Annotated in this window: 7 protein-coding genes; all 7 read right to left on the minus strand. The window is 37.5% G+C overall.

The annotated features are described in order from the left end of the window. Positions 1–57: 57 nt before the first annotated feature. The gene (locus tag ACNQGH_RS05180) at positions 58–1,644 is read right to left on the minus strand and encodes a glycoside hydrolase (RefSeq protein WP_417954923.1); all 1,587 of its coding nucleotides are present in this window, start codon (positions 1,642–1,644) and stop codon (positions 58–60) included. A gap of 82 nt (positions 1,645–1,726) precedes the next feature. After that, entirely contained in the window at positions 1,727–3,367 is a 1,641-nt protein-coding gene (locus ACNQGH_RS05185; RefSeq protein WP_417954924.1) for a glycoside hydrolase, read from the minus strand. 75 nt (positions 3,368–3,442) lie between these two features. Next, a complete protein-coding gene (locus ACNQGH_RS05190; RefSeq protein ID WP_417954925.1) occupies positions 3,443–5,083 on the minus strand; it encodes a glycoside hydrolase in 1,641 nt (546 codons plus the stop codon). Position 5,084: 1 nt separating this feature from the next. Beyond that, positions 5,085–6,692, minus strand: coding sequence for a RagB/SusD family nutrient uptake outer membrane protein (locus ACNQGH_RS05195; protein ID WP_417954926.1), 1,608 nt, complete (start codon positions 6,690–6,692; stop codon positions 5,085–5,087). Between the two features lie 12 nt (positions 6,693–6,704). Beyond that, positions 6,705–9,716 carry a SusC/RagA family TonB-linked outer membrane protein gene (locus tag ACNQGH_RS05200; RefSeq protein WP_417954927.1) on the minus strand — a complete coding sequence of 1,004 codons (3,012 nt, stop codon included), beginning with the start codon at positions 9,714–9,716 and terminating at the stop codon, positions 6,705–6,707. A gap of 46 nt (positions 9,717–9,762) precedes the next feature. Next, entirely contained in the window at positions 9,763–11,154 is a 1,392-nt protein-coding gene (locus ACNQGH_RS05205; protein WP_417954928.1) for a hypothetical protein, read from the minus strand. A gap of 865 nt (positions 11,155–12,019) precedes the next feature. Continuing rightward, positions 12,020–16,102, minus strand: a complete 4,083-nt coding sequence (locus ACNQGH_RS05210) for a two-component regulator propeller domain-containing protein (protein WP_417954929.1) — start codon at positions 16,100–16,102, stop codon at positions 12,020–12,022. Between the last annotated feature and the right edge of the window lie 293 nt (positions 16,103–16,395).

Here is a 16,395-nt window from a genome sequence, read left to right on the forward strand (position 1 = left end):
ATAAGATTTAATCCATTTTTTTCATAGTAGGAATGTTATTGTTTTTGAAAGAGAATATTAATATTGCAATTGACCTACAAAGGTGACAACTGATTGTGCAGGAATTTCTAAATTATCCATTTTCTGGATGGTAGTTCTTTTTAAATTAGAAGCTTCGGAGGTAACATAAGGGGTCATTTCATTATTTTTCACCGTCCCTCTTGTCAAATCAAATTTATATTTCTGAGCTGATTTACCACAATTTACTGCAACAACAATCAATTTTTTACTTTCGACATCTTTGTAAGCGGTTAGCATCACATCGTTTGCAGCCCCCAGTTCGTCTTGATTAGGGACATCAATTCTAAACATACCCGGGCGCACAAACAACGAGTAATTTCCCAAGGCCCAAAGCAGTTTTGAATCATGGAATTCCCCGTCATTTCTACAATAGTCAGGGGTTGTTCCTCCTTTACTTTTTCCATCATCAAGATAAATCAGACCATCTTTATAATCCACACGGGTAAGCGAGGTCCACCATTGCCATGAAGCCGCATTGGCAAGCGCAATATCATTGTGTATCAGACGCGCCACAAACAAAGCCGTTTGCATCCCCAAATCTCTTCCTCCTCCTGAGCCGCCCGGAATCTCAGCATCTCCCGGATTTTCCAAAATACAGTATTCAGACTGCCAATATTTTAAACCAGACCTTTGTTTCACACTTGCATCAATCAGTTTTCGGCTCAAAACCTGTTTTTCGATGGGCCACGTTGTAAAATAACTATGCCCCGAAATGGTATTTTTCACATGAGGCAATGTAGAAATATTGTTTTTTGTATCACCAAAAAAGTACCCGATCTGATTGTCTCGCTGCTCTCCGTTTACATTTTCATACAAATAGTTAATTTGTCCTGCTTCGGCAACGACAATTTCTGTATTCATCTTCTTCACGCTGAGTTTTTCAGAAAGCGCTTTTGTCAAATCGTAAATTTCCTGATTTGTTGCAGGCGTTCCTTCCTGGCTGTTTTTATCACCATTATTTGCCATCCACTCCCATTGCGGTTCGTTTATTGGGCTCACATAGTCAAATTTAATTCCCTCTTTCTTCTCTAATCCCTGAATACTTTGAACCAGGAAATCGGCAAATTTTGGCACTGCCCCTTCTTTCAGATTGAGTTTGTTTTTTTGAGTTGCAAAAGACAATCCATTGTTTGTCATAAAAACAGGAGGACTGTTAGTGAAAATCAGGAATTTTTCCACACCCCGTTTTTTTGCTGCTTGTAAGAACCATCGCTGCCCTGCCTGTTTCGACCAGTTAAAGGTTCCATCGGCGTTTAGAAAACATTCACTTCTGCGCCATTCATCCGAAACCTTACTATTTTCTCCTTGCTCTGCACTTCCTGCTCCAAGGTTAAATCTCCAAATTGAAAGACCAATCCCTTTTGGATTTCCTTCTGTATCAATGTCTTTACTAAAAAGCAAATCCGCAATGGCATCCTTTTTTTGCTGTGGCCAATTTTTTCCAACAAATTGGCATCTCCAGGCATCAGAACCCCCAAAACCATCCATTGTTTGTACCACATTATCCGTGCTAATCATGGCGGTTCGCTGACCAAAAAACAGCGCACTCACCAGCAGTAAAAGCGAGACATAAATTTTTTTCATTTTTTTATATGCTAGCTACCTTATTTAATTTCCATTATCTGAAATCCAACCGGTAGTATTGGTTAAACCTATTTTAAAATAATTAATTATAACTTCCTACAAAAGTGACAACGGATCTTGGTGCAATTTCAATATTGTCGGCTTTCACTGCAGCTCCTTTTTTCAAACTGGAGGTATCAGAAGTTGTATAGGGAATCAATTGATTGTCCTTTACTACCCCACCCGAAAGATTGAGTTTATAGGTCCGTGTCGATTTTCCGTAATTAACCGCTACAATCACAATTTTTTTGTTTTTCACCTCTTTATATGCGGTAAGCATCACATCCGTTGCGGCCGATAAATTATTTTGTTCCGGAATTTGAACACGGATCATTCCCGGTTTGACAAAATACGAGAAATTTCCAAAAGCCCAGAGAATTTTTGTTTCCCTGATAGTACCATCATTTTTGCAATAGCTGGCATCTCCCCATCCATGACCGGCACTCATACCATCATCAACGTGAATTAATCCGTCTTTATAATCCCCCCGGCTAATCCCGACCCACCATTGCCAGGAGGTAACATTTGCAACAGCAATATCGTTGCTGATAATACGAGCAACCCAAAGGGCCGTGTCCATCCCTAAATCTCTTCCCGGTCCTGATCCTCCTGGTATTTCGGCTGTACCCGGATTTTCCATCACGCAATATTCCGTTTCCCATAAACTAAGTCCCGGCACAGATTTCACTTTTGCAGCAACAAGTTCTCTCGAAGATAGTTGTTCGTTTAAGGGCCAGACCTGCCAGTAAGCATGTCCCGAAATTGTTTTTTTAACATTGCTCATATTTGCAATGTTTTTGGCAGAATTAACACCAAAGAAATAATCAATTTGGTTTGATCTGCCTTCCTGACCAGACATCTCTTTATACAGACAGTCATATGCTGCCGCTTCTCCCAATACTATTTGACTATTTAAACCTTTTTCTTTTAGTTTTTGAGAAATATTGCTTACTAAATTGAAGATCTCGCTATTCATAGCAGCTGTTCCCTCTTGACCTGCCCAACCATCTGTCCCGGCTGTCCAACTGTATTGCGGCTCATTGATCGGACTGATATAATCGATATCAACCCCATCTTTGGCTTTGATATTTTCGATACAGGTAACCCAAAAATCTGCCAAATCATCGTACTTATCACCTTTCAAATTAAAATAATTGGCTTCCTGGGAAAATGCTTTTCCATTTTTGCTGAAATGAACTGGCGGACTGCCGGTAAATGCGAGTATTTTTTCAACTCCCCGGTTTTTTGCAGCCTTCATGAACCACCTTTGTCCTGCCTGTTTATCCCAATTATAAGTTCCGTCCGCATTAAGAAAACACTCGCTTCTTCTCCATTCATCATTGATAAAACTGTCTTCTCCCTGCTCGGCACTACCGGCTCCAAGGTTAAAACGCCACAAAGACAATCCTATCCCTTTCGGATTTCCGTTTAGATCAGCTTCCTTGCTAAACAGCAGGTCTGCCATTTGATTCCTTTTATCTAATGGCCAATTTTTTCCGATAAACTGACATTGCCATCCGTCTGAAGCTCCAAAACCTTCCATCGTTTGTAACTCAGTATTCAGATTTATTTTTAAATCCCTAGTTGTTGAGGCAGCTGGCGGTGCTGTTTCATTCACGTTAGATTCACATCCGATTGTTAATAAAACAATTAACAGGAAAAGAGAAAAATATATTTTTTTCATTTTTTTTGTTGTTTGTTATGTTCGAACTATGCCTAGCTACACTATTTTTCCTATCCTTTAAACCTGAAAAAAATCTTATTTGTATGTCCCTACGTAAGTTACAACGGACTTTGAAGGTATTTCAAAATTGGTTGCATCAACGTCAGTTCCTTTTTTCAAACTTTTAGTATCAGAAGTGATATAAGGCGTAAATGTATTATTTACCAAAGTTCCTCCTGAAAGATTCATTTTGTAAGTTCTTGCTGCATTTCCGATATTAACCGCTACAATTACAAGCTTTTTATTCGCCACATCTTTGTAAGCCGTTACCATTACATCGGTTGTTGCTGTCGAATTGTCAATACTCGGTATTTGGACTCTAACCATTCCGGGTTTTACAAAGAAGGAGAAGTTTCCTAAAGCCCAAAGTATTTTGGCATCTCTAACATATCCGTCGTTTTTGCAATAATCAGCTCCACCAGCTCCATTACTCGCTCCATTATCAACATGAATCAATCCGTCCTTATAATCACCGCGACTTATGGCCGTCCACCATTGCCAGGATGTAACGCCCCCGATAGCGATATCAGTACTTATGATACGAGCTACCCAAAGGGCCGTTTTCATACCCAAATCTCTTCCTGGACCTCCGCCTCCTGGCAGTTCCGCTGTACCCGGACTCTCCAGAACACAATATTCAGAAGCCCAAAGACTGAGTCCTAGGACTGATTGCGTTTTTGAAGCAGCAGATTGTCTTGAAGAAATGAGCTCGCTCAAGGGCCACGCTTGCCAGTAGCTGTGTCCTGACATCGTTTTCTTTATGTTGTTCAATCCTGCAATATTTTTCGTTGAATTGACGCCAAAGAAATAATCGATCTGGTTGGATCTGCTCTCTTTACCGGACACCGTTTTATACAACGGTTCGAACGCTCCCGCTTCTCCTACAACAATTTGAGAACTAAGCCCTTTTGACTGTAATTTTGGAGATAAAGTATTTACAAAATTATATACATTGGCATTTGTTGCTGGGGAACCCTCCTGATTTGTACCGTCCCACTCATATTGTGGTTCGTTGAAAGGGCTGATATAATCTATTGTCAAACCGTGTTCTGATTTCAATTTATCAATAGAATTAACCCAAAAATCTGCAAGATCTGGCATTTTTCCATCTTTCAGATTGTAATATTCTTTAATCGTCGCGTGTGCTTTGCCATTGTTAGTTAAATAAACAGGTGCACTATTGGTGAAAGCCAGTAACTTCTCCACACCACGTTCCTTAGCTGCTTTCATAAACCATACCTGTCCCGCCTGTTTACCCATGTTGTAATTGACCCCATCGGCAGTAAAGCACTCTGTACGTCTCCATTCATCTCCTATATCACTTGCTTCTCCCTGTTCTGCACTGCCTGCACCCAGATTAAAACGCCATAATGACAATCCGATTCCTTTTGGATTTCCCTCAATATCAAATTCCTTACTGAATAATAAATCTGCGATGTGATTTCTTTTATCAGTAGGCCAATTTTTTCCTATAAAATTACATTGCCAGGCATCTGATGCTCCGAAGCTCTCCATTGTTTGAAGATTCGTATCCAGATTCACATTCAAATCTCTTGCGGTCGCAACAACAGGCTGCGGATTTTCAGCAGTATCAGAGGCACAACCAATTAATGTCGAGTTTATGAAAAGCAAGCCTGCAAATAGCAGGCTCACTTTATAGTTGTTATTAAATTTCATGTTAATAACCGGCATTTTGTGTAATTATACCTCCACTTAAATCTATTTCCAGCTGCGGTATTGGCCACAACAAATTTTTAGCAGGGTTGAAATTTATACCTTTATCCTGCGGCTCTCTCAAATTGGTAGTTTCATAAGGATCCGTAGATTTCAAGTTGTACTGTACAAAAGTACCACTTGGTCCCATCAAAGATTCAATAATAGGTCTTCCGCTGCTTGGATCTTTTTCACGACGAATATCGTACAAGCGCAATCCTTCGAAAGCCAGTTCCAAACGACGCTCTTTGTAGATTTGTCTCAGCAGATTAGGACCTGCCAAACCTACTTTAGGAGCCAGTTTTACACGAGCTCTAAGAATATTGATATCTGCCAAAGCCCCTGGCGCATCACCTAAATGATAACTAGCTTCTGATCTTGTCAGATAGAGCTCAGCCAAACGAATCAACGGCACATTCAATGGCAAGTGTCCGTCTTTTTTGTCCAATGCACGACGGGTTGCAATAGGGATATAATATTTACGACAAATACGTCCCGATTTATTGTCATTCAAGCTAAATTTATGTGTTGGATTAAGGACTTCATCACCGTAAGCAGCTTCTCCCCATTTGGTGATTGTACTTCTGCGGCGTACCACATCATTTTCAGAAAGATAAGCATTTTCCAAATCGCTGGTCGGCATACACCATCCCCAACCGTCAAGTACATCTGCGGCATCATTACTTGGGAAATATTTTTTATCTTCACCTCTTGCACCGGATAAAGTAGGCAAAGCACACCCTAAGCCTTTATCCTGTACGCTTGAAGACTGCGCTTCAAGGATAGACTCTATTCCGTTATGGTTATTAACATCCCATATTTTCAGGAAATCAGCCTCTAACATAAAAGGCCCTCCGGTTATAACCTTGTCGGCATATTGTTTTGCTTCGGTCCATTTTTCCTGAAACAAAGATACACGAGCCAATAACGCATAGGCGGCCCATTTATTAACCCTTCCATTTCTTGCTACCGGAATATTTTCCAATTTTACAGCAGACTCTTTAAGATCCGCCTCTATTTGCGCATAAACGGCAGTAACAGGACTGCGTTCCAGTTTCAAATCACTTGTTCCAAGTGATTTGGTATACAAAGGAACTGCTCCAAAGTTATTCACCAGCTCATAGTAGCAGTAGGCACGAACGAACAAGGACTCTCCCATATATTGATTTCTTTGAGACTCAGTAATAGGCGATTCTGCCATTTTCTCTAAACCAAGATTACAGGATTGAATAGTATAGTAATGTGCCGTATAAATACTGTTCATATCCCCCATATTATCGGGAGTGATGGTGTATTGGGAAGAAGGTCTGTGCGCAGAGTTGTCCTGCCCCGTATTGCCCATCCAGGCATCATCGGTTGACATTTCGTTAGTAACTCTTGGTGCAATCAATGTCCACCAATCATTAGGAAGCAATAGCCGATGCGTTAACTCATTCACATAATTCTCGCACTCTTGTGCCGTTTGAAAATAGTTTTCGATGCTTTGAACCCCTCTTGTGTCTTTTTCAATAAAGTCATCACAAGAAACTGCAAATACAGAAAAAGCTATTATTGATACTATTATTTTTTTCATCTTCTTTAATTATTAAAATGCTACATTAAGGCCTACCAAAACTGTTGGCTGAATCGGATAATTCCATCCTCCGAATCCAGATCCTAAAACACCTCCACCTACTTCAGGATCAACACCTGTATAGTTAGTTACGGTCCATAAGTTTTGACCTGATAGAGACAATCTAAGTTTATCAAAACCATATTTGTTATACAGCGAATAGCCTAGCTGAATATTTTTCATTCTCAGGAAAGACCCATCTTCAACATACATCGAAGAAAATTTCGAAAAGTTTTCGTTGTTATCGTCTTTAGACAAACGAGGAACATAATTTGAAGTTCCTTCTCCATGCCAGGCCATTTGGTCTAATCCGCTTACTTTATTGCTCAGACTTGTACCGTTATACAAATCAGAAATGTTTTGGTTTACTAATTCGTTTCCGATACTGGAGTAGAAGTTAACAAGCAAATCGAATTGTTTGTAGGCTAAATTCAAATTCAATCCCACCGTATAATCAGCCCATGGAGAACCAATTTTTGTTCTGTCTTTGTCGTCAAGTTTGCCATCTCCATTTAAATCTTTGAAACGCACATCCCCTGCTTTTGCATAAGGCTGCAATTTACTTCCGTGTTCATCAGTATGTGCATTCAGTTCCGTCTGATTTTGGAACAGACCATCGGCTACATAGCCATAGAAATACCCAGGCTGCTCCCCTTCAACAGTTAAAGTTCTGTTCCCGCTTCCATACAACTTTTCTCCTTCAGCTGACAAAGAAACCATATCAACATTAACAGTAGTAAAAGTAAGGTCAGCTCCATAAGAGAAATCTCCTTTTTTATCTTTATAAGAAACCAGCAAGTCAATGCCATTCGATCTCATCGAACCAACGTTAGTCCAAATTGTTGAGTATCCAGGGAAACCACTATAAGTAGGATATTGTTTTAAGAACAACATATCTTTAGTTGTTTTTTGATAATATTCTACCGAACCGGAAAGTTTGTTTTTCCACAATCCGAAATCAAGACCAAAGTTGACGTCTTCAACGGTTTCCCATTTGATATCTTTGTTTGCCATCGAAGACGGGTAAGCCGTATCCACAATATCTCCACCAATTGGATAATATCCCTGTCCAATGTTTGATTCATAAACGGAACCCGGTAAGCTTTGATTACCTACTCTACCCCAACCGGCTCTGAATCTAAGATCGTTTACAAACGTTTTAGCACCCGACATAAAGTCTTCGTTTGAAATTCTCCAGGAAGCTGAAGCAGATGGGAAGTTCGCCCATTTGTTTTGAGCCATGAATTTAGAAGACCCATCGCGTCTGAAAGTTCCTGTAAAATAGTATTTAGCATCATAGTTATAAGACAAACGGGAAAGGTATGACATCAAAGAGCTGGACCAGCTGTTACCGCCACTATCGAAGTTTTTGGTTGCTGCGTTTAACTCTCTCATGGCGTCAGAATTATTAGGCACGCCTTCTCCATAACCCCAAACATCACGTCCATTGTATTCCTCCATAGTAGCACCTACCATTAAAGAGGCATTGTGTTTTTTAGCAAATGTTTTTGAATAGGTGGCTGTAGTTTGCCATGTCCAGTCATTATTTGTAGTATTTGATCGCTGAACACTGTTAATTTCAGCTTTTTCGTGTGCTGCATCAATTACAAAATCCGGACTAAATTTACTCCATACCTTGTCACCGATTTCAAGAGACCCTTGTGTACGGATCACCAAACCTTTAATAGGTGCATATTGCAAATAAGCATTTGTATTCAAATTATACAAATCGGTATAATCATCATATCTTTTTACTGCAGCAACCGGATTCCAAACATACGACGGAGAACGTGCATAGATACTGTACTCATTTTCTGTACCATCTAACTGATCCGCCGGTTTGTAAATAGGAGTAATAGGATCAATTCTATCAAAATCAGCCCAGTTTCCTGGTGACCCCCACGTTTCGTAGCGTGGATTTAAAGTAATTCCTGCAGAAAATTTGTCAGAAAATTTGAAATCATTAGCGATTCTTGCGGTGATTCTTTCCCATCCTCCTACATTATAGAAAGAATCTGACTTATAGTAATTTAGGCTTACGGCATAGGTATGCGTTTCCGAACCACCGGAAACCCCTAAAGAAGCATTCGTTACCGGTGTATATCGCTTAATTCCGGCACCCCACCAGTCGGTAGTTTTCCCCTTGTATTGCTCAGGATTTGGCAGATAGTCCGAATACCCTGCATTGGTATAAGCGTTATTCATAATAGTGGCATAGTTTTCAGCATTTGCCATATTATAGGGATTATTCATCACCTGAGTACCGGTACTCAAATCAAAATTGAATTTTGGTTTTCCGATTTTACCCTTTTTGGTAGTGATAAGGATTACCCCATTTGAGGCACGAGAACCATAAATGGCACTCGCAGAAGCATCTTTAAGCACCTCCATAGACTCAATTTCATTGTTGCTCAGAAAGTTGATGCTGGTACCCATAGGAATACCGTCTACCACATAAAGAGGGTCGGTACTAAGATTTACTGTAGAGATTCCGCGAATAAGAACTCTTGGCTGCCCTCCGGGTCCTCCTGCTCCGGTTACCTGTACCCCTGCAACTTTACCCTGCAATGATTCGGTAACATTACCCACAGTCATGGTTTGCAGTTCTTTTCCTTTTATCGAAGCAATAGAACTCGTTACATCACTTTTCTTAACTGTTGCATACCCTACAACTACTACTTCTTCCAGTGCCTGACTGGATTCTTGCAACACAACAGGTATTGAAGTTTGTCCTCCAACTTTTACCACTTGTGTTATAAAACCCACGAAAGAAAATTCCAGTTCCGATTTAGTATCTGCAACTATTATGGAATAATTTCCGTCAAAATCAGTTACTGTAGTTGTTTTTGTTCCTTTAACGAAAACATTCACCCCGGGAATCGGCACCGAACCTTTGTCTTTAACAGTACCCTTTACTGTTATCTGCCCGAATGTTGCAGCACTGCACAACACGGCAATAAATAACCATATAAATCTATATTTCATATTAAGATATTTTATTAATTATTGTTACAACCAAAGTCATAACAAATTATTTTTTTGTTATAAAGGCTCTTTCTAGCTCAGTATCAATAATTACTTTATAAATACCCGGAGCAGCTGGATATTTTGCATTCCCGTTTTCTCCCGGGGACATCGTAGCAATACCGTTTTTGATTAATCTCCAAGACGGGCTCCACCATTGGCCTGTGAAAGTGGCTTCCATAGTTCCTGTAAGGGTAACTTCTCCAACTAATTGATAAGGGTTATTTGGATTATTGGCCAAATGCAAGCCGGTTTGAACCCACGCATTCCAAGTATCCCAGTTAGCACCTTGAATACCACCGCCACAAACACTCACAAAGGGTTTTCTTAACGCCTCGTCATCATGCCATAGTCCGTTTGCAATGTCTGCCCAAACTTTACTGGATGGTGTGTATTTCACAACAGAAAGTGCTAATGTTTTTGGATTCATTTTAATTTTATAGTATCCTTTTGTAGGCAATACTATTGGAGCGCTAGCAACACCATAGGCCAAATTAGAACCATTCAAACCAAAACAGTGAGGCGCAAAATCCCCTTCTTGGCCTAAGAAATAAATCTCTTTATTGTCTTTATCAGCATAATATTTGAATTCGAAATCTTGTCCGTTTTTGTCATGGAAATACATAGGTACGCCAACAGCATCGGTGGTAAGACTAGTGCCTTTTGGCTGGTCGCACAAATAAATAGCCGGGTAGTCGTTAGATGCAATAACATTGATATTTAATGTTCCTGTGTTGGGCACCGCAAATTTATCTTTTGCAGTAATTGTCAATACATAGCTGGCATCAGTTCGAGGCAATTCGTAGTTTTTTTCATAAGTATAGGATTGAACGCCGTTAAGAGGAACCATATCATCAATCAAAAGAGCTGCACAGGTAACGCGTACAAATTCAATACCTGAGTCATCATTTGCAGTGAATTTTACTTTCATAATGTTGCTTGATGGCAACAGGATAACAGCTCCTTCTTTAGGACTGTCCATTGTGATGGCAGGGGCGCTAAATTCTCCGTCTAAACGTAAGTTGATTTCTTTATCCACTGAATTATCGGAAACGTCAGCGATTGTCAATTTGATTTTGAAAGCCTCAGATGCTCCTCTGTCAGCAGGAATTTCAAAGAAATAGCTCAAATCATATGATGTTAATAGCGGATCAGTTCCTATCGTGATCATTTTATCCAATGACAATTCAGGTATTTGGATTCTTACCGATTTTAGTCCTAAATCATCAGCCAAAGCTGCTTTAATTTCAAATTTTCTGTTTGGTGCTCCATAAATTTCTCCCGTAGTCAGTGCAATCGTTGGAGGTTCGGACGTCGGAAAACTTGGTTCATTCTCTTGACAACCTATAAACAGGGTTGCAAATAAAACAAGAAAAAATAAAAACTTAATTTTTTTCATCTCTTTAATTTTAAGGTTAGTTTGTTAGTTTGTTTTTTATTCTAAAAATGGACGTTTATAGCAATTTGGTTCATCCAGATATTTTCAGTTGTCTACTTCAAATTTTCACAAGAATGTATTGGTTTCCCTCAGCATGTCTAAGGTCTGGTAACAGCTCTTTTATTTGATAATTGAATACTAGATAAAGTAGGTTTGGTACTGTTGAGAGCCATTCTTTTTTTGGCAAAAAAATTGGAGAAGAAAAAAATAATTGTTTGGTTGTTATCATACTTTTTTATTTGGTTAATTATAAGCGTTTAAAATTTTTTAAAATTCCAGTGTCCGTTTGGACTTTTATAAAGCTTGTTTATGCCCGACTGCGGGTAAATAAATAAGTAAAATACAGGCTTACAATTCTCAGCTAAAAGTAATTTTACAGTTTTTGCTGTTGTTAAAAGCTACCTACTCATAAACATTTATAAAGTCTATTATAATACGGTGTTCCTACTAGTACAAATGCAAAGTAATGTTTAGTTAGAAAGTTACAGGAGGGGTAAATTGGAAAAAAAAGGAGGTCAAATTCGCAATTAACCTATTTATTACTCATAAAATTAATGACTATAGAAAAAAACTGCTGTTTTTTTAAGTAAAACACAATTATTAAATCAGCACATCTTTAGTATTCGTATCATTAAAAATTAAGGAGATAATCATTTTACCGCCCTAAAAGCTAAAAACACACCTCCAGTAAAATAAAAATTAAAAGATATTCTATAAAAAACGGCACAAAAAAACAACTGGATTTTAAAACCCAGTTGTTTTTTACGTTGCACAGTTCATCGGATGGTACCGATTAAAGGAAAAATAAAGCTACTGCTAAGAAAAATTATTTAATGATATTCATATCAGCGTTAAATGAGCTTTTATACTTTTTTATGTACTCTGAAGGAGTCATAGCAAAGAGCTTTACAAATTGCTGTCTAAAGTATTTTGGATCCTCAAAACCTACCTCAGCACTTGCCTGGGCAATATTGATGTTCTCGGTTAACATTAACATTGCGGCTCTTCTTATTCGTACCGAACGGATGAATGCATTTAAGGTTTGTCCAGAAATGATTTTAATTTTAGTATAAAGAGTTCTATGACTCATTCCCATTTCGGCGGCAAAATTTTTAATGGTAAAATCACGTTTATGAATATTTGCCTCAATAATGGCAATGCATTTTTTTAAAATCTCCTGATATTCCGCCGGGACTTTCTGAGTATTCTCTTTAAGAGTGATACTATCGAGGAAGTATTTACGTAAATTACTGCGACTTCTCAATAGTGATTCTACACGGGCAACGAGGATGTCATCGTCAAATGGCTTTGTAATATAATCATCCGCTCCATCACTGATACCCTGAAGATGCGTTTCTGGATTTTTTGATGCGGTTAACAGTATTACGGGAATATGGGATAAACTACTATTTTCTTTTATTTTTCTGCATAACTCAAGGCCATCCATACCTTCCATGGTAATGTCACTTAGTACCAAATCAGGCATGCATTTTTTAGTCAGTTTTAAACCCTCCTCACCATTATCAGCACTATATATTATATACGTTCCCGAAAACAGTTTTATCAAATAATTTCTTATATCGGTATTGTCATCAATAATTAAAAGGGTACGCTGATCGGTAAGCATTACTTTATGTAACTCTTTATCAGCAGCTGCGTTAGTGGTAAGTTCACCACTTTCTTCTGTGTCATTCCCCATAAGTTCTTCCACCAACGGACTCATTTTTGGAGTGATAGTACTGATTGGCAAATCTTCAAAATGATCCTGACCTTTTAAAAAATTTAATTTAAATACACTGCCTTTACCAATTTCGCTGCTGCAGCTTACTGTGCCTTTATGTTTCTCTACAAAATACTTAACAATAAAAAGTCCAATTCCAAAACCAGTACCAACACCAATAGATACTTTAGAATTAATTTGTTTGAATTTCTCGAAAATTATTTCCAAATCGGTTTTTTCTATGCCCCCTCCATTATCTGAAATTTCTACAATAACATTCGTTTGCGTTTCAGCCAACATCAGATCAATTGCTCCTCCAATGGGAGTATACTTGAAGGCATTTGACATCAGATTAAACAAGGATATTTCTATTTTTTCATAATCCCCTATTATTTCAATATTGTTTTCCGGTATTTGAAAAGTATAGTCAATCGTCTTATCTTTTGCCTGGTTAACAAAACATTGATATACTTCATAGCAAAGATTATTTACGTTTATGGCAGAAATCCTGAGCACATCCGCATCATTTTCTGCCTTACGAAAAAGCAATAACTGATCTACTAAACTCAAAAGTCTTCTGGCATTTCTATGAGCAATTACTAAATCACTACCCGAAGAACCATTTCCAATATGCTCTTTTTTAATCGCTTTTTTTAATGGATTTATAATAAGAGACAATGGAGTACGAAATTCATGAGAGATATACGTAAACATGGACGATTGTTTCTCCGCGATTTCCTTTTCTTTTTTTCGTTCTAATTCTGCAATTTTTACTTTATATTTTAATTTTTCTTTGTTTTTATTGTATTTTATGTAGGCAAAAATAATTCCGGCTCCCATAATTAAATACAGGCTGTAAGCCCACCAAGTCCTGTACCAAGGAGGTGAGACTATTACGGTAATAAGACTTTCTTCTTTATTCCATCCTCCCCTAAAGTTTGTTGTCTTAACTTTAAAGACATACTTCCCTTCTGCTAATCTCGCATAATTTGCTTTTCGGGCCTGGCCCACATAATTCCATCGATCGTCCCAGCCTTCTAGGTAGTAGGCATAATTTATCTTATCGGCATTATTATAATCCAGCGATACAAATTCTATTGACAAGGTAGTTTGATCATAAGGCAGGCTTACCTCTTTGATTTTATCGGAAGCCCACTCCGAGACCAGCTCATTTTTACTTTCTTCAATAGGCTGATTGTTGATGTAAAAATCAGTAAGCAGTAAGTTGTTCTTCCGATTAAATTCTTTTATATCTTCAGGAAAAAAAGAATTAAATCCGTTTATTCCTCCAAAAAGGAATTCGCCTGTAGACAATTTAATACCGGCATTAAAACTAAACTGATTGCTTTGCAATCCATCATTTACCGAAAAATTTCTAAATGTTCTTCTCTTTTTATCAAATCTACAGATCCCATTATACGTACTCATCCATAAATTTCCGCCTTTGTCTTCTAACATTCTTAAAATTGTATTAGAAGGCAAACCATCATCTGTAGTTAATCTTTTAAATTTATCGGTCTTTCTGTCAAACAATAATAGTCCTCCTTCTTGGGTACCCAGCCAGAGATTTTTGTCTTTATCCTCATGAATGCATCGAATAGGGTTTCCAATGGCTATCTTCTTATATTTTCTGCTTCCTTTATCTATGGCAAATAACGAAGTGTAATTTCCCCCCCAAAGTTTACCATCACTGGTCTCTGTAAGACATTGCAAATTATTGATTGTTTTATCAAAGAGGACAAAAGTATTTTTAGTTCGATCAAAAACGTATAAGGCACCTTCATTAGTGGCACCTGCCCATATCGTTCCTTTTGAGTCCTTATACACAAACCATATATTTTTTTCAGTTTGTTTGGTAAAAGAATTGTAACACGAAAAATGACTTATAGTATTATTTACGGGATTAATACGATTTACACCGCCAGCCCAAGTTGACAGCCAAATTTCATTGGTATCATCTCGTACGATGCTGGTAATAAAATTGCTTGTAATTTTACTGCTTGAATTAGCCGAATTACTGTATGTGGTATATTTATTATTTTTTCTATCCCAATACTTTAGGCCTGCACCATCGGTACCAATCCATACATTATTCTTTTCATCTTCACAAAATGACAGAATAAAGTTTTCTGCCGGATCATTATTTTTTGTATTGTATTTAATGTTTTTAAAGTACTTTGGGTTATTACCAATCATACTGATTCCGCCACGTAAGGTACCAATCCATTTGTTTCCTGCAACATCTTCATACAAGCTCCATATTGAATTGCTTTTTACAAGTTGATTCCCTTTTGTGGTGTTGTATGCAATCGCTTTTTTGTTTTCACCGGTCACTTTATAAATACCACAACCATCTGTAGTGAGCCACATCTCCTTTTTCTTATCTATGAGAATATGAGTAACAGTACATTTATTTAAAAAATAATTCTCTGAAAGTAAACTGGACTTAGGGTCAAACAGATAAAGCCCTTCATCTGTTCCCAGCCAAAGATTCCCGTTTAAAGAAAGCTTCATGCATTTTACGTCCATTGATAAAGGAGATACAACCTTTAATTTTTTTGAATCAAAGTTATATTTGCAAATCCCTACATTTCTGACATATACCCAGCAAAAATTATTTTTTAAATCATTTTCAATTCCCGTAGCGTCATAATCATATTTACTATTGGCATTTTTTATACCTTCTAACGGTATTTTTTTTCCAATAAACGATCCATTTTCAAAAATTAGCAAACCTAAATTTTGAGAGGCTATTAATACCCGTTCTTTTGAAAGGGACCGTATCTGATGAATGATATCTTTTAATATTTTGGGTTTATTGTTGTTCGATACGACATATTCAACAGGATGAAAAACAGCTTTTTTTCTATCAAAAACGCAGGCTCCATTAGCACCGCCTACCCAAATATTTTTTTTTGAATCCCCTTCGATATAATAAATCGTATTGAATGACAACGAGTTTTTGTCATTAATCCTATTGCGATACACTTTAAAATTATAGCCGTCATAACGGTTCAATCCATCATAGGTACCAAACCACATAAAACCATCACTATCCTGATAAATTGTCACTACTGAATTATTAGACAAGCCATCAGAGATATCAAGGAATTTAATAGGATAATCTTGTGAAAAACCTGTTATGGAAAAACCTAATAGCAGTACAAGATGCAGAACAAAATACTTCAAGAAAAAATAGGTTTAAAGGATTAACTAATTTGATTATGTGTAGAAAGTACAATTATAGACTAAATTTACTTAAAATTGAATAAATAACGAGACAAAAATGGCATCCCTATTTCGGGTGTATGAATAGTATTACTTAATGAGCATTTATAGTTGCATTTAAATTATATATCAATAGAGTCAAAAAATTAGGAAAGCAATTGTGGTGTATTTTAGGGCGAGACAAAAAAAGAAATAAAAGACTTCTAATTATAAATTTTCCTTTTTTGTAATTCCTAGTTATTAATTTTTGAATG

Source organism: Flavobacterium kochi, assembly GCF_048286715.1.
GTDB lineage: Bacteria > Bacteroidota > Bacteroidia > Flavobacteriales > Flavobacteriaceae > Flavobacterium.